The 17311-nt window shown below is 50.9% G+C and carries 17 protein-coding genes; 9 read left to right on the top strand and 8 right to left on the bottom strand.

Going from position 1 to position 17311, the window contains the following annotated elements; translation table 11 throughout:
• Positions 1-48: 48 nt before the first annotated feature.
• The 5 genes from rpmB to DFER_RS17675 all read right to left on the bottom strand — a co-directional run bounded on the left by rpmB (position 49) and on the right by DFER_RS17675 (position 3561).
• A complete protein-coding gene (gene rpmB, locus DFER_RS17695; protein ID WP_015813019.1) occupies positions 49-288 on the bottom strand; it encodes a 50S ribosomal protein L28 in 240 nt (79 codons plus the stop codon).
• 92 nt (positions 289-380) lie between these two features.
• Positions 381-1067, bottom strand: coding sequence for a response regulator transcription factor (locus DFER_RS17690; protein ID WP_015813018.1), 687 nt, complete (start codon positions 1065-1067; stop codon positions 381-383).
• Positions 1067-2317, bottom strand: coding sequence for a sensor histidine kinase (locus tag DFER_RS17685; RefSeq protein ID WP_015813017.1), 1251 nt, complete (start codon positions 2315-2317; stop codon positions 1067-1069). Before DFER_RS17685 ends, DFER_RS17690 begins: the two co-directional genes overlap by 1 nt.
• Positions 2318-2422: 105 nt before the next feature.
• On the bottom strand, positions 2423-3292 hold the full coding sequence (locus DFER_RS17680; RefSeq protein ID WP_015813016.1) for a hypothetical protein: 870 nt from the start codon (positions 3290-3292) through the stop codon (positions 2423-2425).
• A gap of 32 nt (positions 3293-3324) precedes the next feature.
• Positions 3325-3561 carry a cytochrome b5 domain-containing protein gene (locus DFER_RS17675; protein ID WP_015813015.1) on the bottom strand — a complete coding sequence of 79 codons (237 nt, stop codon included), beginning with the start codon at positions 3559-3561 and terminating at the stop codon, positions 3325-3327.
• 139 nt (positions 3562-3700) lie between these two features.
• On the opposite strand from DFER_RS17675, the gene DFER_RS17670 reads away from it, so the two are divergent.
• The 3 genes from DFER_RS17670 (at position 3701) to DFER_RS17660 (ending at position 6257) form a co-directional block, all read left to right on the top strand.
• Positions 3701-4156 (top strand): hypothetical protein, encoded by a 456-nt coding sequence (locus DFER_RS17670; RefSeq protein ID WP_041735253.1) that lies wholly within the window; start codon positions 3701-3703, stop codon positions 4154-4156.
• Between the two features lie 81 nt (positions 4157-4237).
• Positions 4238-5260: a thiamine-phosphate kinase gene (gene thiL, locus DFER_RS17665; RefSeq protein WP_015813013.1), complete on the top strand. Its 1023-nt coding sequence runs from the start codon at positions 4238-4240 to the stop codon at positions 5258-5260.
• Positions 5261-5399: 139 nt separating this feature from the next.
• Positions 5400-6257, top strand: a complete 858-nt coding sequence (locus DFER_RS17660) for a hypothetical protein (protein WP_041735251.1) — start codon at positions 5400-5402, stop codon at positions 6255-6257.
• A 97-nt stretch (positions 6258-6354) separates the two neighbouring features.
• Here DFER_RS17660 and DFER_RS17655 read toward each other — a convergent pair whose 3' ends face one another.
• Positions 6355-7185, bottom strand: a complete 831-nt coding sequence (locus DFER_RS17655; protein ID WP_015813011.1) for an aminotransferase class IV — start codon at positions 7183-7185, stop codon at positions 6355-6357.
• A 151-nt stretch (positions 7186-7336) separates the two neighbouring features.
• On the opposite strand from DFER_RS17655, the gene DFER_RS17650 reads away from it, so the two are divergent.
• Together DFER_RS17650 and DFER_RS17645 are read left to right on the top strand one after the other, a co-directional pair.
• Positions 7337-8311, top strand: coding sequence for a polyprenyl synthetase family protein (locus DFER_RS17650; RefSeq protein WP_015813010.1), 975 nt, complete (start codon positions 7337-7339; stop codon positions 8309-8311).
• Between the two features lie 26 nt (positions 8312-8337).
• Complete coding sequence (locus tag DFER_RS17645) at positions 8338-8958, top strand: rhomboid family intramembrane serine protease (protein ID WP_015813009.1); 621 nt, start codon at positions 8338-8340, stop codon at positions 8956-8958.
• Here DFER_RS17645 and DFER_RS17640 read toward each other — a convergent pair.
• Both DFER_RS17640 and secA read right to left on the bottom strand, forming a co-directional pair.
• Positions 8950-9609: a phosphatidylserine decarboxylase family protein gene (locus DFER_RS17640; protein ID WP_015813008.1), complete on the bottom strand. Its 660-nt coding sequence runs from the start codon at positions 9607-9609 to the stop codon at positions 8950-8952. The genes DFER_RS17645 and DFER_RS17640 overlap by 9 nt on opposite strands.
• A 270-nt stretch (positions 9610-9879) precedes the next feature.
• A complete protein-coding gene (gene secA / locus DFER_RS17635) occupies positions 9880-13224 on the bottom strand; it encodes a preprotein translocase subunit SecA (protein WP_015813007.1) in 3345 nt (1114 codons plus the stop codon).
• A 283-nt stretch (positions 13225-13507) separates the two neighbouring features.
• Here secA and DFER_RS17630 point away from each other — a divergent pair, with 283 nt between their 5' ends.
• The 4 genes from DFER_RS17630 (at position 13508) to DFER_RS17615 (ending at position 17307) form a co-directional block, all read left to right on the top strand.
• Positions 13508-13741 (top strand): PspC domain-containing protein, encoded by a 234-nt coding sequence (locus DFER_RS17630; RefSeq protein ID WP_015813006.1) that lies wholly within the window; start codon positions 13508-13510, stop codon positions 13739-13741.
• A gap of 161 nt (positions 13742-13902) precedes the next feature.
• Positions 13903-15081 carry an acetyl-CoA C-acyltransferase gene (locus DFER_RS17625; RefSeq protein ID WP_015813005.1) on the top strand — a complete coding sequence of 393 codons (1179 nt, stop codon included), beginning with the start codon at positions 13903-13905 and terminating at the stop codon, positions 15079-15081.
• Between the two features lie 106 nt (positions 15082-15187).
• Entirely contained in the window at positions 15188-16195 is a 1008-nt protein-coding gene (locus tag DFER_RS17620) for a glycosyltransferase family 2 protein (RefSeq protein WP_015813004.1), read from the top strand.
• On the top strand, positions 16192-17307 hold the full coding sequence (locus DFER_RS17615) for a glycosyltransferase (protein WP_015813003.1): 1116 nt from the start codon (positions 16192-16194) through the stop codon (positions 17305-17307). Before DFER_RS17620 ends, DFER_RS17615 begins: the two co-directional genes overlap by 4 nt.
• The last annotated feature ends 4 nt before the right edge of the window (positions 17308-17311 follow it).

Here is a 17311-nt window from a genome sequence, read left to right as displayed (position 1 = left end):
CTTCCCGATGGAGGAAAGTCCTTTTCCAATAAATTCGTAAAATTCCTTTTAGAACGTAAGCGTTCCTTTGTCGTATGCTTTTTGTATAGTTGCTTCGATACCGTTCTTGTTGATGGTACGAAGAGCAGAAGCTGCTACTTTCAACGTAACCCACTCTCCTGATGAAGGAAGGAAGAAACGTTTCTTTTGCAAATTCGGGAAGAATTTACGTTTTGTTTTATTGTTAGCGTGAGAAACGTTATTCCCGACGCGAGTTCTTTTACCTGATATTTGACAAACCTTAGCCATGACTTACAATTTTTCCAAATGAGGGTGCAAAGATGCGTAATTAATTTTTTGTGAGCAAGTAACGGCAAAATTAATTTTCAAAAAAGGTCATTTCACCATCTCATCCTGAATCCTACGCCGTGCACGTTATCAATGCGAATGTCGGGATCGCCGGACAGATATTTGCGCAATCTGGAAATGAAAACATCCAGACTGCGGCCCATAAAATAGTCGTCGTCGCCCCAAATCGCCTTCAAAAGCTCGTCCCGCCGAATCACCTGATCGGTACGTTCGGCCATGAATTTGAGCACTTCTGCCTCGCGGAAGGTGAGGCTTTGCGACTTGCCGTCGAGGGTGAGCGTCAGCTTTTGGAAATCAAAAACGTATTTGCCGATCTGCTTACTGCCCGGCTTGACCACTAAAATCGAATCTGCTTTGCTGCGGCGGAGGAACACGTCGATCCGCAATTTCAGCTCTTCGATACTGAATGGCTTGGTAATGTAATCGTCGGCGCCGAGTTTGAGGCCTTTGATCTTATCATCCTGCATGGAACGGGCCGAGAGGAAGAGAATGGGCACCTGGCTGTCGGAAGCGCGGATTTTCTCGGCCAATGTGAAGCCGTCCATTCTAGGCAGCATAATGTCGAGCACGCAAATGTCGAAGTGTTCCTTGCCGAAAAAGTCGAGCGCTTCCGCACCGTCCGTAGCATGAACTACTTCATAATCATATTGTTCGAGATTGTCTTTGGTGGCAAATGCGAGATTAGGGTCATCTTCGACGTACAGGATTCTCTTTTTCATCAAGCGTGTTTCTGCGGAATAGTGATCTTAAAAGTACTGCCCTTGCCCAGCTCGCTTTCCAGCGCGAGGTGCCAATGGTGCGCGCGGACGATCTGTTTGACATAACTTAAACCGATCCCGAAGCCCTTCACATTATGCACATCGCCGTAAGGGATACGGAAAAACTGGTTGAAAACCTTCTTCTGGTACTCGGGCGCGATGCCGATGCCCTGGTCACGGACTGCAATAACGAGGTTTTTTCCTTTATTATATGTTTCCACCACCACATCGGGCACGTCGTCGGAGTATTTCAATGCATTATCCACCAGGTTGCTCATCAGGCAGCGCAAATGGAACGGATCGGCGTCGATTTCATAGTTTGAGGCATTGGTCTGGAAACGCACCTTATCCTCATAAGGCAGCAGAATGGATTCGATCATCTGCCGGGCGTCGAGCCGTTCTTTCTGTAAGGTTAATGCATTGCGTTCCGCTTTGGCCATCGAAAGCACCATTTCCACCTGGCCCTGCAAGCGCAGGATCTCGTCCTGGACGATCTGAACATAGCGCTTATGGCGCGTCGGTTGCGCTACGATATTGTCGGTATTGAGCACATCGGCGGCAATGCGGATCGTCGAAATGGGCGTTTGCAGCTCGTGGGTCATGTTATTCACAAAATCGCGCTGCACTTCGGAAAGTTGTTTCTGCCTTAAAATCACGAACAACGCGTAGGCGAAAAAGGAGACGGCCACTAAAACGAGCCCCGACGACCAGATGGCGCCGCTGATGCTGCCTGCGAAATAGGTTTCCTGCTCGGGAAAACGCACACCGAAATAATAGGGATACTTGTCGGTTCTGATCCAGTTGGTCGTTTTCACGGGGATTTTGTCGTTGTTTTTGGTGCTCAGCGACATGGCATAGCGAATGCGGTTGGTGGTGCAGTCGTAAATCCCGATCTCGAAATTGGTTATCAGATTATGCTTTTGGAAACTGTCCTTGATAAAATGTTCCAGCATTTCGGGCTGGGTGGTGGCATTGGTATTTACTAGGAAGTATTCGGGTGAAAGTTGCTCCACCGGGTTGGTGGTTTGCATTACCCCGCACACATTGGCGAGTTTTCCGGCTACGTCCTGCAAGGCTATGTGGGCATTCTGATTGAACTGCCGGTGCCGGAGGTCGAGCGCCTGTTTTACCCAGTATATCTGCGTGATAACCACGCCGATAATGAGCAATGCAGAGAAAACCGTGAGGGATTGGATGGTACGTCTTGACATAACTAACTCGGAATGACCATTAAATATAAGGCCATTCGCTCAATTAAACAGTCGTGCCAGCCGTAACATGACCGCTGAGCAGCTGTTTAACATTTCATTAACTTTTTAAACTTTCAAATCGGGCAGATGGTAACCGACCAACCCTTCCAGTGGCGATTTCAGGATGCGGCCCATTTGCAAACCGTGATTTTGAAGCACTTTTTGGAGGACATCCTGATAATAATACGCAACCGACCCAGTGAAATGGACGGGATATCCGGCCGCATTCGCGTGTTTTAACACATATTTTTGCACAAATAACCCGAACGCATTGCTCAGCAGCGCCTGGATAAAACTATGGTCGCGATGTTCGGCGATGAATTTCGAATAGGCAGCGAAGTAGCGGTTCGGGTAAGGTTTTTTATAGGCATGATCGAGCACGGTAAGGCGATCGAGGCCCGGATACTGGCTTATGAAGCGCTCGTGCAGGTCTTCGGGCAGCTCGTTTTGCAGGTAATGCACCACCAGCGTTTTACCCAGATAGGAGCCACTGCCTTCGTCGCCCAGCCAGAAGCCCAGCGAGCCGATGGAATGCGTAATGCGGTTGCCATCGAAAAGCGCATTGTTCGCGCCCGTACCTAATATGCATGCGAGCCCGGGCGCATGGCCGCACAGCCCGCGCGCCGCACCAAGCATGTCCGAGGCCACTTCCACAACATCGGCCGAGGGGAAACAGTGTTTCAATGCATTCGTGACGGGCATCCCGGTTTTTTCGTCCGCACAGCCGGCGCCGTAAAAATGGATTTCCGGGATATCACCTTCCACGTCCGGCAGCACCTGGCTTTGCAGCACGGGGATGATTTCTTCCGCGGTTTGGTAAAACGGATTGATGCCCGCAGATTGAACCGTTTGATAATTGCCGCTTCGTGTATCCACCAATGCCCAGTCGGTTTTGGTGGAGCCGCTGTCGGCGATCAGGATGTGTTTGGAAGCCATTAAAAGTCTTTCGGCGTTGGTGATTAACGGGATTATTCGGGCAATTGGAGCTTGCCTATGATATTGAAGCGCTCGAAAACACGTTCGGTATGAGGGGCGTCGCCGAGCTCCTTGGTGAGGTCCTGGCCGGCCCAATGCTCATAATGATGGCCGTTTCGCCATAGCCGCGACGCGCTCACGTCGTAAATCATGCCTTTGTAAGCACACCAGATTTCCTCCCGGTCCTGTCCGTTGCGAAGCGCCAGTTGTGCCCTGGTATATACTTTCATTGTATTGTTTTAGCGCGCAATTTAGCGATAAGGGAATTCCGTAGGAAAATTTAGAAAACGATCTGCAACGAATATTTTGATTATAAGACTAAAATGTAAGAACTTGGCGTTTTGAAAAGACATTCACGAAAAATAAAATATGAGAAAAAGTTACGCTCTTCTTTGGTGTTCCATCATGATTTTGGGATTGATTGCGACAGGCTGCAAGGACAAAGTCAAACCGGTTTCGGAAAGGATCGCGAAAGCCTGGACGGCAGAGTCTGTAAAGCATGGCGCGACGGTCGTGTACACCCGCGGTGGATCGGGTAATATCGAAGCGGCTTATTCCGGCTTCCGTTTAACGCTCACCAACAGCAACGGAACGAAAACAGCCACACTCGTGGATGTGGACGGCAAAACTTTTACCGGTAACTGGGACCTCGAAGGTGACACCAAGCTGGTCCTGAGCAACCTCACCCCGCCTCCAACAGGATCGGGCGGTAAAATCGAATTTACGATCAGCGGCCTCGAAGACGCGAAAGTGGTGCTCACACGCATTACCGCAAGCCCTAAAACAGGCGGCACTATCAATGAATATACATTGACTAACCCGTAAGCGGAAAGTCGATACCTCATAACCGGAGCGAAGCCATTTCCAATGCGGGAATGGCTTCGCTTTTTTGTCTAATTTTGCGGCATGGAAACAAGAACTGAAATCAGCAGCCTGGGTGAATTCGGGCTGATACAACGAATAAATAAAGGAATACGCCCCGCATTGCCCGATACCGTGCGCGGCATCGGCGACGACGCGGCGGTGATTGACCTGGGCGAAGAACTTGGGTTGCTCACCAGCGACATGTTCCTCGAAGGCATCCATTTCGACCTCACGTTTTTTCCTCTGAAACATCTCGGATACAAAATCATCGCCGCCGGCGTTTCGGACATTGCCGCCATGAACGGCATTCCACGGCAGGTAACGGTTAACCTGGCATTGAGCAACCGATTTTCGGTGGAAGCGGTAGATGAGCTTTATGAAGGCATGAAAGTGGCCTGCAAGGATTTTAATGTAGACCTCGTGGGCGGCGATACCACTTCTTCACGGTCGGGGCTCATTATTTCCGTAAGTGCTTTCGGGAAGGTGAAAAAAGATAAAATTGCTTACCGCAACACCGCGCAGCCGAATGACCTGCTGTGCGTCACAGGTGACCTGGGCGGCGCGTACATGGGCCTGCAACTGCTCGAAAGGGAAAAACAGGTGTTTTTGGCCAATCCCAATATGCAGCCGGAGCTAGAAGGCAAAGATTACGTGATCCAGCGCCAGCTGCGCCCGGAAGCACGGATGGACGTCGTTTACGAACTCGATGAGGCAGGCGTGATCCCCACTTCGATGATCGACCTTTCGGACGGCCTCGCATCCGACCTCCTGCACATCTGCGCGCAGTCGGGCGTGGGCGCGGTGATTTTCGAGGAGCGGCTGCCGATCGACGAGCAAACGTACCTCGCAGCCTCCGAGCTGAATATCGGTGCGGCTACTGCGGCATTGAATGGTGGCGAGGATTACGAACTGTTATTTACCGTGTCCCAATCGGCCTACGAGCAGATCAAAAACAACCCCAAGATCACTTTCATCGGCTACATTACCGACAAAAAGGGCGAAGTGGAGCTTCACACCAAAGGCGATACCCGCGTGCCGCTCACGGCGCAGGGCTGGAACGCATAGATTTCCCGCCGGACCGGACATTAAAAGCATAGCCCAGCGGCTATGCTTTTTGTTTTGACCTATACACGCAACCATCGGAAAGATTTGGTCGTAATCGCGACGTATCCAATTCATCTCTAACAAATCATAATTAAATCCGATGAAGATCTTTTCAACTTCCAGAATGCTGGTGGCACTGGGGCTGCTTATGGCCGTCAGCCTGTCGTGCTCCGACGATGACGACAGCGATCCGACGCCCACACCAACCAACGATGTTCAATTGAAAGACAATGCGAAGGTGGGCGGTAAGGTGCTCACGGACAAAAACGGAATGACCCTTTACTTTTTCTCGAAAGATGCTTCCGGCGTCTCGACTTGCACCGGTCAGTGCCTGGTAAACTGGCCCATTTACTCGGCAGGCGATTTGGCTGCAATTAAGTTCGATACAGGACTGGATAAGGCCGACTTTGGCACGATTACAACCAACGGCACCCAGCAAACAACTTACAAAGGCTGGCCGCTTTATCGCTACAAAGATGATGTAGCCGCCGGAGATGCGAATGGAGAGAATGTAGGCACAGTATGGTTCGCAGCCAAAACCGACTATTCCATCATGATCGCCAGCGGCCAGCTCGTTGGGAACGACGGCAAATCCTACAAATCGGACTACACGGAGGGAACCGGCGATACGCAGTTCTTCACCGACGGCATGGGGCGGACGCTATATGCTTTCGTGAATGATAAAAACAACAAAAACAACTTTACAAAGCCCGACTTTTCGAACGACAATGTGTGGCCGATCTACACCGCCGAGCTGAAATCGCTGCCGACCGGCGTGGACAAGACATTGTTCGGGACGATAGATGTATTTGGTAAAAAACAACTGACCTATAAAGGCTGGCCGCTTTACTACTTCGGGCTGGACGGAACGACGCGCGGCGCCACTAAGGGCGTGAGCGTACCCAAGCCGGGCATCTGGCCGATCGTCAACAAGGAATCACCGAATGCGCCTAACTAAATAAGTGCTTATTACCGTGTGTTGTGAAAAGTGGCTTTCCGGAAGGATCGCCACTTTTTTGTTAAGTATTGGTATTTCAATGCTGTTATCGGCGATACTATTTACCCCAGTGTGCTACGAGCTCTTCAAACTGGCGCTGCAAATGCAATGTACGGGTTCCTGCCTGCCCGTTTCCAACCGGCAGATCACCGATTTGGACCACTGGCATGACCCATTTGGTAGTACTGGTGGTAAAAACTTCGTCGGCAGTGATCACTTCCTTGTAAGTTACCGGGCGTACTTCCACCTCAAAGTCCGCTTTGGCAAGCTCGATCACGACGCGGCGCGTGATGCCGTTGAGGATATTCCGGTCCGAAGTGATCAGCTTGTCGCCGTGGAAAATGAAGATATTGCTCCGCGTGAGCTCGCTCACTTCGCCATCTTTATGAAAAAGCAAATCGGCGGCATTCTGGCGTTTCAGTTCGTCGGCCATGAGCACCATATGCACATAATTGGTGGTTTTAATCTCCGGCAAATCGCGAACATATTCGTAGGGCAGCACTTTAATGCCTTTCAAACGTCCGGCCGGATTATCCTGCGGTAATGCTTCGGTGCGGATCAGGAAGTTGGGCTGCACCATATGCACGCTGTCGGGCGCATAACCGCCTGTGAGCACGAAGCGGAATGCCACTTCCGTTTCGCCCGACATGGCATACAGATCCGCGAGGATTTTCTCTGTTTCCTGCTGCGTTACGGGCAGAGGCAGTTTCAGCAACCGCGCCGAATTTTCAAAACGCTGCCAGTAATCGTCCCAGCGGAATGGAACGCCATTGTAGGTTCTGAAATAATCAAATAATCCGTAGCCGCGGAGTATCCCGAGGTCGTTCGTCTGAAACACCGGCTGGTCGAGCGGAACGATTTCGCCGTTGAAATACTGGTAATGAGGCATTGAAAGCTGGATTGGTTGAATGGGGTAAAGTTATTGATAATGGCCGGGCAAATACTGCTTTTGTAAGTGTAAATGCCAATTTTTAGGCTTTATCTTTGCGGTTCACATAACCCGTAGGGCCAGCCATGGGCCTGCCAACATCACGCTTCGCATGATCCAACCCGCATCATTACTTGAAAAACTGCAAACTGAATTCGACCGGCATTCTTACGGCGACGCCCCGGTGGAGCTTTACGAGCCGATCAGCTACATTATGTCGCTCGGCGGAAAGCGTTTCCGGCCGCTGCTGACTTTGCTTGCCGCATCTATTTTTGATACAGATATTGATAAAGCCATAAAACCGGCGATGGCCGTGGAGGTGTTTCACAACTTCACGCTCATGCATGACGACATCATGGACCGCGCTCCGCTGCGCCGGGGCATGCCTACCGTACATGAGAAGTGGGATGCGAACACGGCCATTCTTTCCGGCGATGTGATGCTGATCCGCGCTTATGACCTGCTGCTGGACATACCGAAGGAGCAATTACGGTCTGTTTTAGCACGCTTCAACCGGACCGCTGCCGAGGTATGTGAAGGCCAGCAGCTCGATATGAACTTCGAAAAGCGCTGGGACGTGACCGAAGCGGAATATATTGGTATGATCCGTTTGAAAACCTCTGTCCTGCTCGGATTCGCGCTGGAACTGGGCGGGATCATCGCCGGGGCGGACGACGAAACGGTCCAGCTGCTTTATTCTGCGGGCGAAAACATGGGCATTGGGTTCCAGCTCAAAGACGACCTGCTGGACGTGTACGGCGATCCTGCCAAGTTTGGAAAGCAGGTGGGCGGCGATATTATTGCCAATAAGAAGACGTTCCTGCTCATTGAAGCGCTATCGAAGGCCAATGGCGACCTGAAAACCGAGTTGGACCGCTGGATAAGTCTGGATACGTTCGATAATGCGGAAAAGGTAGCAGCCGTGACCGGCATTTACGACGCGCTCGGTATCAGGGCATTTACCGAACATAAAATAAATGAATATTTTTCGCGGGGAATAGCTAGCTTACAGCAACTGCGTTCAGATAGTGTTCAGAAGGACGTGCTTTTGCAGTTTGTGGATCAGCTTGTGGCGCGGGAAAAGTAAAATTTGTTCAATCAATAACCTGCTTTATGTCGATTACCCTCATTTTAGTGATCATTACTTCCGGGATCAGCTATTATGCCTTCAATAATTACAGTTTGATGGATAAGCTCATCCTGAACCCTTACCGCGTGACGCAACGCAATGAATATTACCGCTTTATCACGTCAGGCTTCGTGCATGCCGATTTCGGTCACCTCATATTTAATATGCTGAGCTTGTGGTTTGTGGGCGAAAGCATCGAGCGTCTCTTCGCGATGCTGTTCGGTTCGAGCGGTACATTTTATTACCTGTTCTTATACCTGGTGGGCATTGTCGTGTCGGACATTCCGACGTTTCTGAAACACCGGAAAAACTCGCGTTACAATTCGCTGGGGGCTTCGGGGGGCGTTTCGGCGGTGCTTTTCGCGGCGATCCTTTTTGCGCCGCTGATGCAGATCTGCCTTTATTTCTTCATTTGTATGCCCGGTTTCATATTCGGCTTGCTGTTCCTCGGCTATTCATTTTACGAGGCGAGGCGCGGTACGAGCTATGTCAACCATAGCGCGCACATGTACGGGGCTATTTTCGGGATGGTTTTTATGGCCGTGGTGTATCCGGGCTCGGTACCTAACTTTTTTCAGCAAATACTGAGTTGGCGGTTATTTTAATTGCGCCAGCACGGTGACGCTTCCCACCGTCTTGTCTTGCAGATTAACCTTGATTTCGGCGTCCAGGGGTACGAAAATATCGACTCTGGACCCGAATTTGATAAAGCCCATTTCGGTGCTTTGCTCCACTTTATCGCCTTCCTTCACATACCAGCGTATACGACGCGCTGCCGCACCGGCGATCTGCCGGAACAGCACCTCCACGCCCTCGATGGTACGGATCACCACCGTTGTGCGTTCGTTGTCCGTACTTGATTTCGGGTGCCAGGCCACGAGGTAAAGGCCCGGGTGGTATTTGAAATACTGGATTACCCCGCTAATCGGGTTCCAGTTCACATGCACATTCAGGGGCGACATAAAGATGCTGATCTGGCGGCGCGGACCTTTGAAATACTCAGTTTCAACCACTTCCTCGATCACGACCACCTTGCCATCGCAGGGCGCCACAATTTCGCGGTCGCTTTTGTGGACTACGCGCGTGGGTACGCGGAAAAACTGCACAACGAGGAAAAACACGATAATGCTGCCGATGAGCACCAACCGCGGAATCCAGTAGCCGTCGGGAAGGAGATAGTTGATCCCTAAATTAATGATGATCAGTATGATGGCCGTAATAGCCATGATAGTATATCCCTCTCTGTGCAGTTTCATGAAGGTTTATTTTTGTTAATGATAGTCTCTGAAATGCAAATATCGCATAAATCCTGATTTTCCGGCAACGAAAAAGCCCCGGCGATTGACGCGGGGGCTTTTTCGTAACGCCTCTTATGACTTTGGTCAGGTGTTGTCAGTTATGGTCAAGTGTAGTCAGGAAGAGAACTTATCTTTGCCTTTTTACAAGACATGACCGCGCGGCGGACCGCAACATCTGCCTATACTTGACAGCTCCGACCATCACTGATCACCCTTGACCCAAAATGCCTAGTCTTCATGCACGTCGATCACCACGCAATCGCCGTTTTTGATCTCCTGCTCCACTTTTTTGAACTTCACATCGCGTACAATGCGGCCGTCACGATACTGAACGGACACGCGCTGGTTACGGTCGGCGATTTTGATCGTGCGCACCGGCTGCGCTTTGGTAGCAGGCTCCTGTGAATGGAAAGTATCGGTTTCAATGTCGTAATCCTCCTCACGGTTGGTGTGCAGCTCGGGCGCTGGCTCAGGGCGGCGCACCTGCTGCGGTACTGCGGTCGGCGGCGCTGCTTCCTCCTGTGGGATATCGGCCTTCATCAAGAACGAGATCATATCAAAGTTTACCTTGCTCAGGAAGCGTTTGAACAGCTCAACCGACTCGAATTTGTAGATCAGCAACGGATCTTTCTGCTCGAATACCGCATTCTGCACCGATTGTTTCAAATCGTCCATTTCGCGCAAATGTTCTTTCCACTCCTGGTCGATGAGCGAAAGCACGATCGCCTTCTCCATTTCGCGGGTAATGTCCTTACCTTCGCTTTCGATGGCTTTTTGCAGGCCAACCACCACGCCGGCCTGACGGATGCCGTCCGAGAACGGGATCATGATTTCGGAAATCATCGCGCCGCGCTCCGCGTAAATCGAACGGAGAACAGGTAATGCTTTGCCCGAAATCGCATCGTTTTTGTCCTGATATTGCTTTTCGGCCGCATCATAAAGTTTCTGCGAACGATCGGCAGGTTTCAATGCTGCATATTCATTTTCGGTGAACGGCACTTCCATTCCCAATGTGGTAATGGCGGCCAGTTCGAGCTCGGCGTAGCTGCCGGCAGTGGTCGCGATTTCATCGCACACATCGAACAATGTGTTGGCAATATCCACCGCCAGACGATCCCCGAACAATGCATTGCGACGGCGCGTATAGATCGCATCGCGCTGGTAGTTCATTACGTCGTCGTATTCGAGCAAGCGCTTCCGCATACCGAAGTTATTTTCCTCCACTTTCTTCTGCGCACGTTCGATCGACTTCGTGATCATGCTGCTCTGGATCACTTCGCCTTCTTCGAGGCCCATGCGGTCCATTACCTTCGCCATCCGGTCGGAGCCGAAGAGGCGCATGAGGTTATCTTCCAGTGACACGAAGAATTGGGATGAACCCGGGTCACCCTGGCGTCCCGAACGACCACGCAGCTGGCGGTCGACGCGACGGCTTTCATGGCGTTCCGTACCAATGATCGCCAAACCGCCCGCAGCTTTCGCTTCCGGCGTCAGCTTGATGTCGGTACCACGACCGGCCATGTTGGTCGCGATCGTCACAGTGCCCGGCTTACCGGCTTCTGCAACCACTTCCGCTTCACGCTGGTGTTGTTTCGCATTCAAAACCTGGTGAGGGATCTTGCGGAGCGTAAGCATCCGGCTGATGATCTCTGAGTTTTCAACGGAAGTCGTACCGACGAGTACCGGGCGGCCAGCTTCCACGAGCTCCACGATTTCGTCGGTTACCGCATTGTATTTCTCGCGCACCGAGCGATATACTTTATCTTCCTGGTCTTTACGAACGATTCCACGGTTGGTAGGGATCGTTACTACGTCCAGTTTGTAGATTTCCCAGAATTCACCCGCTTCCGTTTCCGCCGTACCGGTCATACCGGCCAGCTTGTGATACATCCGGAAGTAGTTTTGAAGTGTTACTGTCGCGTAGGTTTGCGTCGCATCTTCTACGCGTACACTTTCTTTCGCTTCGATCGCCTGGTGTAAGCCGTCGGAATAGCGGCGGCCTTCCATGATACGGCCGGTTTGCTCATCGACGATTTTCACCTTACCGTCCATGATCACGTATTCCACGTCTTTTTCAAACAATGTAAATGCTTTCAAAAGCTGGTTGACCGTGTGGATACGGGCTGTTTTTACGGAATAATCGCGGATCAATGCTTCTTTGGCGATCACGCGGTCGTGCTCGTTGAGCGATGGGTCTTTTTCGATTGCATCGAGGTCAACGGCAATGTCGGGAAGGATGAAGAAGTTCGTTTCTTCGGACTCGCCGGTGAGGAAGTCAATCCCTTTTTCGGTGAGTTCGATGCTGTTATGGCGCTCGTCGATCGTGAAGTACAACGGCGCATCTGCCTGCGGCATCAGTTTCTGGTTTTCAGCCAGGTAAATCGACTCCGATTCCTGCATAATGGCCTTGATACCGCCTTCACTGAGGTATTTGATCAAAGGCTTGTATTTCGGCATACCGCGGTGTGCGCGGAACAATGCCAAACCACCTTCTTTTTTATCGCCGGCCTGGATTTTCTTTTTAGCGTCATTCAGGAAGTCCATCGCAAGGCGTTTCTGAGCCTCCACGATCCTCGACACACGTGGTTTCAATTCCAAAAATTCCTGCTCGTCGCCACGCGGTACGGGGCCGCTGATGATCAATGGCGTACGCGCATCGTCAATCAACACGGAGTCAACCTCATCCACCATCGCGAAATGGTGCTTGCGCTGCACAAGTTCTTCCGGCGTCCGTGACATATTGTCACGCAGGTAGTCGAAACCGAATTCGTTGTTGGTACCGTAAGTAAGGTCTGCTTTGTAGGCATTGCGGCGTGCAATGGTGTTGGGCTGGTGGCGGTCGATACAGTCTACGCTCATGCCGTGGAATTCAAAAAGCGGTGCATTCCACTCAGCATCGCGTTTGGCGAGGTAGTCGTTCACGGTTACGATGTGAACGCCCTGTCCTGCCAATGCATTCAGGAAGGAAGGCAGCGTAGCCACGAGGGTTTTACCTTCACCCGTTGCCATTTCGGAGATTTTACCCTGGTGCAGCACCACACCACCGATCAGCTGCACATCGTAGTGCACCATGTTCCATTTGATGGGCTGGCCGATTACGTCCCAGGTGGTATTCCAATATGCTTTATCGCCGTTAATAGTCACATTCGCCTTTTTGGAGGCTAGTTCGTGGTCGAAAGCGTTGGCGGATACTTCGAGTTTATCATTTTCTGTAAAACGGCGCGCAGTGTCTTTCACGATCGCGAAAGCTTTCGGAAGAATATCCAGCAACACCTTTTCCAGTTCTTTGTTTCTTTCCAGTTCGAGAGCGTCTATCTTCTTGAAAATCGCCTCTTTGCTATCCACATTCGGTTCGTCCGCTGCCTGCTGTCTCGATGCGGCGATCTGCTCGTCGACGGATTTCAGCTGCTCTGCAATATGTTGTTTCAGGTTCGCGGACTGCGCCCGGAGTTCGTCATTCGAAAGGGAGGCTAGCAATGCATACTCGGCATTCACCTTCTCAACGTACGGGGTCAGTTCTTTCAGGTCCCGTTCCGATTTCGTGCCGAATAGCTTGGAAAATATTTTAAACATGATGTGTTGTATGTTTTTTAACCGGTTTTTCCTTATAAAATATTGAGCCTGCCACAAATCGCGTGTCAGATTGTCAGCAAAACCCGCATTTATAATCCCAAAGGTAATTCATTGCCAATAGTATTACGCAACTTCCCGCATAATCCTAATGCATATCTAATGTTTTATTATCATTAAAAACGACCCGTGCTACCGCCCCTGCACCGCCTGTACACATTTATGACCACTACTATGTAATGCATAGTACCTTTGAAACATCAAAACGAAATAAACAGCCATAGCCATGAACCATAATAGATTATTCCGTAACACCAGCAACAAAATGATCGGCGGAGTAGCCTCAGGATTAGCCGATTACTTCGAAATCGACGTCACCATTATCCGTGTATTGTTCGTGCTCGCTGTATTCATTCCGGTCACCTTCCCCGTCATATTGTTTTACATCATCCTTTGGATCGTCATGCCCGATTCAGCAAAACGACCCAAAGCGCTGGAAGAAGGGCACATTCCTTCTTAAAATTTTAAACTTCCATCAGTACAGACTTGGTAGTTGCAAACCGCCGGAAAACAAACTCCGGCGGTTTGTTGTTTTAGGATTAATACCTATTTTTACAAATGGTATGCAGGCATACTAAATGCAAATGCATGCTTTAAAATTGATTTCAAAACAGATCCAATATGAACGCATACATTGTTGCGGGCTATCGTACCGCGGTAGGCAAGGCGCCGAGAGGCGGTTTCCGGTTTACTCGTCCCGACGACCTCGGTGCGGCGGTGATCAAACATTTGCTGGAAAAAACCCCGCAGCTCGATCCTACCCGCGTGGATGATGTGATCGTGGGCAATGCTGTGCCCGAAGCCGAGCAGGGCATGCAAATGGGCCGTTACGTAGCATTGCTTTCATTGCCGAAAAATGTATCCGGTATCACGATCAACCGCTATTGCGGCTCGGGCGTGGAGGCGATCGCGATGGCATCGGCGAAAATCCACGCCGGAATGGCCGAATGCATCATCGCCGGCGGCACCGAATCCATGTCGCTCGTGCCGACAATGGGCTGGAAAACCGCATTGAACTACGAAATAGCCCATACCAATCCCGATTACTACCTCAGCATGGGCCTCACCGCCGAGCAGGTAGCGCAGGATTTCAAGATCAGCCGCGAGGCACAGGATAATTTTTCATTTCAATCACACCAAAAAGCGCTGCGCGCGCAAAAAGAAGGCTGGTTTGCGGAAGGCATCGTGCCGGTAACGGTAAAGGAAACGTATTTCGACCAGGCTTCGGGCAAAAAGAAAACGAAGGAGACGGTGATCAGCCAGGACGAAGGCCCGCGTGCGGACACTACGCTCGAAGCATTGAACAAATTGAAACCCGTTTTTGCAGCGGGCGGTTCGGTAACGGCCGGTAACTCTTCCCAGACGTCGGACGGCGCCGCATTCGTGCTGGTGATGTCGGAAAGGCTGGTGAATGAGCTGGGCCTGAAACCGATCGCGCGCATGATGTCGTACGCGACGGCGGGCGTGGACCCGCGCGTGATGGGCATCGGTCCGGTAGCTGCCGTGCCGCTTGCATTGAAACAGGCGGGTTTGCAATTGAAAGATATACAGCAAGTTGAATTAAACGAGGCATTTGCCGCACAGTCGCTCGCGGTGATCCAGGAGCTGGGCATCGACCCCGAGATCGTGAACCCGAACGGCGGCGCAATTGCATTGGGCCATGCATTGGGTTCTACGGGAGCACGGCTTTCGGTGCAGCTTTTCAATGAAATGAAGCGCCGCGACCAGAAATACGGCATGGTAACGGCCTGCGTCGGCGGCGGCCAGGGCGTTGCGGGTATCTATGAAAGGTTAAACTAGGGCGCTGACTAACATTCAGCGCGAATTTGAACGTCTCCCCGGAAGTGTTACCCATCTTCCGGGGAGATTCTTTATTTTTGCCCATTCATCATGCACGCTCGCTTTCATGGATGTATCCATTGTTATTATAAATTACAGGACTCCTCAACTCATCATTAATTGCTTAAATTCTATCTATCGGGTTACATCCGGGGTTACTTTCGAAGTTATCGTTGTCGACAATGACCCAGAAAATGGCGGCGGTGCGTTGGTGAGAGAGGCATATCCCGATGTGCGGTGGTTCGATATGGAATACAATGCGGGTTTCGGTATTGCCAATAACCGCGGTATGGAAATCGCACGCGGGAAATATCTGCTGCTGCTCAATGCCGACACGCTGCTGACCGACAATGTGATCGGCCGGTGCTTCGAGCGCATGAACCAACGTCCGGATATCATGGCCTGCGGCGCATTGCAATATTATCCCGACGGCACCCCGATGCCCTTTTACAGAAGTTTTAACGAGTTCCGCAGGACCTTTTTCATACTACCACCCAGCGGCTTAGTGGATAAGATTGTCAATAATCTTTATCCCGACCCCGCTTACAAAGATCCCGACCAGCACGACTGGCTCGTGGGCGCATTCATGTTCGTGCGGAGAGAGGGTTTTGAGAAAACGGGCGGGTTCAGCAACGACTTTTTCATGTATGGCGAAGACGTCGAATGGTCGGGCCGGTTGGGAAAACTGGGCAAGCTGTGTTATTTTCAGGATTGCACATTCGTCCATCTTGAAAACGACAACCCTTTCAGGCGGACGCATATTTCGTGGATCAACCGTTTCAGTACCCAAATGCAGGTTTCGAATTTTCTCTGGGTGCGGAAGCAATATGGTGTTTTTCAATACCTTTTATTGATCCTGCATTACATTTTTATGGTGCCGGTGGTTTATGGCTGGAAAATGCTTTTCAATTTGAGAAAAAACGGAAACCCATTCTCGGAACTTCGCACGCAACATATATATGTGCGTAAGACGCGCGTTCTATTAAAATATTTCTGGAAAACGCTGTTACTCAGAAAAGGGCTCTACAAGATCAAGCCCCAGGAGAACATCGACCTCTTAACTGCCTCTGCATGAATCAATCCAAGAAAAGAATCCTCTTTTTTACGCCTTATGCCACACGGACAGGATCAGAAATGATGCTGTTATACATTTTGAAAAAACTAGACCGCTCGAGGTTCGACGCCGGTATCGTCAGCTTTGCGAACGGAGAATTGCTTACCGAATTTCCCCAGGACATTCCCGTCCACATTGCCCCGCGCAAATTCAATACGATCGAGAAAATTTCCTTTCACCTCGGCATAAATCCCACACTCCGCGCGCTTCGGAAGCTGGCCAAAAGTTTCAAGGCGGATATTTGGTACGTGAATACGACCATGATCCCCGAGACGATCGTGGTGGCGAAAGAGTTCGGGATTAAAGTCATTACCCATTTTCACGAAATGCCGCTCACGTACGCATACCTGAGCGCGCCCGATTTCAAAAGCATTGTGGACTACTCGGAGCTGCTGATCGGCTGCTCGCAAACTACCTGTGATTCATTGAAAGATGCAGGTGGAAAAAATGTCGGGTTACTTTACTCATTCATAGATCCTTCTCTCGTAAAAAAAGACGATAATCGCTCCGCAGAACTCCGGCGGAAGCTCGGCATTCCGGCCGATGCGTTTGTGTGGATACTCTCAGGAATGACTTCCGAGCGGAAAGGTTTCGATATGCTGCCCGATATCGCGGCGGAAGTGAACGATCCGCGCGTACATCTGGTGTGGGTCGGTGCAACGATCGACGACGGATTGGTGTATTACACGGAGCAGCGCTGCGCAAATAACCGGTCGGCGACTAAAATTCACCTCGTGGGTAAGCAAAAAGAGGATTATTATGCCTACCTTAATATGGGAAATGGTTTTCTGCTCACCTCGCGGCAAGACCCGTTTCCGCTGGTGATGATAGAGGCTGCGCTGCTTGGTAAACCCATTGTCGCTTTCCCTTCCGGGGGTGTTTCCGAGTTTGTTCAAGATGGAATGGGCGTTGTGACCGGCGACCTGAGCGTCGGGCAGATGGTTGCGGCCATGCGTGCTGTTATGAGTGGGGAAACCCCGACTGACAGCTCCCGGAGCTTCGAAAGGGCAAGCCGGTTCAATGTGGAAAACGGATATAATGAGTGGATCGAATTAATTGACAAAACCCGTTAGTATG

The sequence above is a fragment of the Dyadobacter fermentans DSM 18053 genome, from assembly GCF_000023125.1.
GTDB lineage: Bacteria > Bacteroidota > Bacteroidia > Cytophagales > Spirosomataceae > Dyadobacter > Dyadobacter fermentans.
The sequence above is the reverse complement of the archived record's forward strand: the minus strand, read 5'-3'. Positions and strand labels throughout refer to the sequence as shown.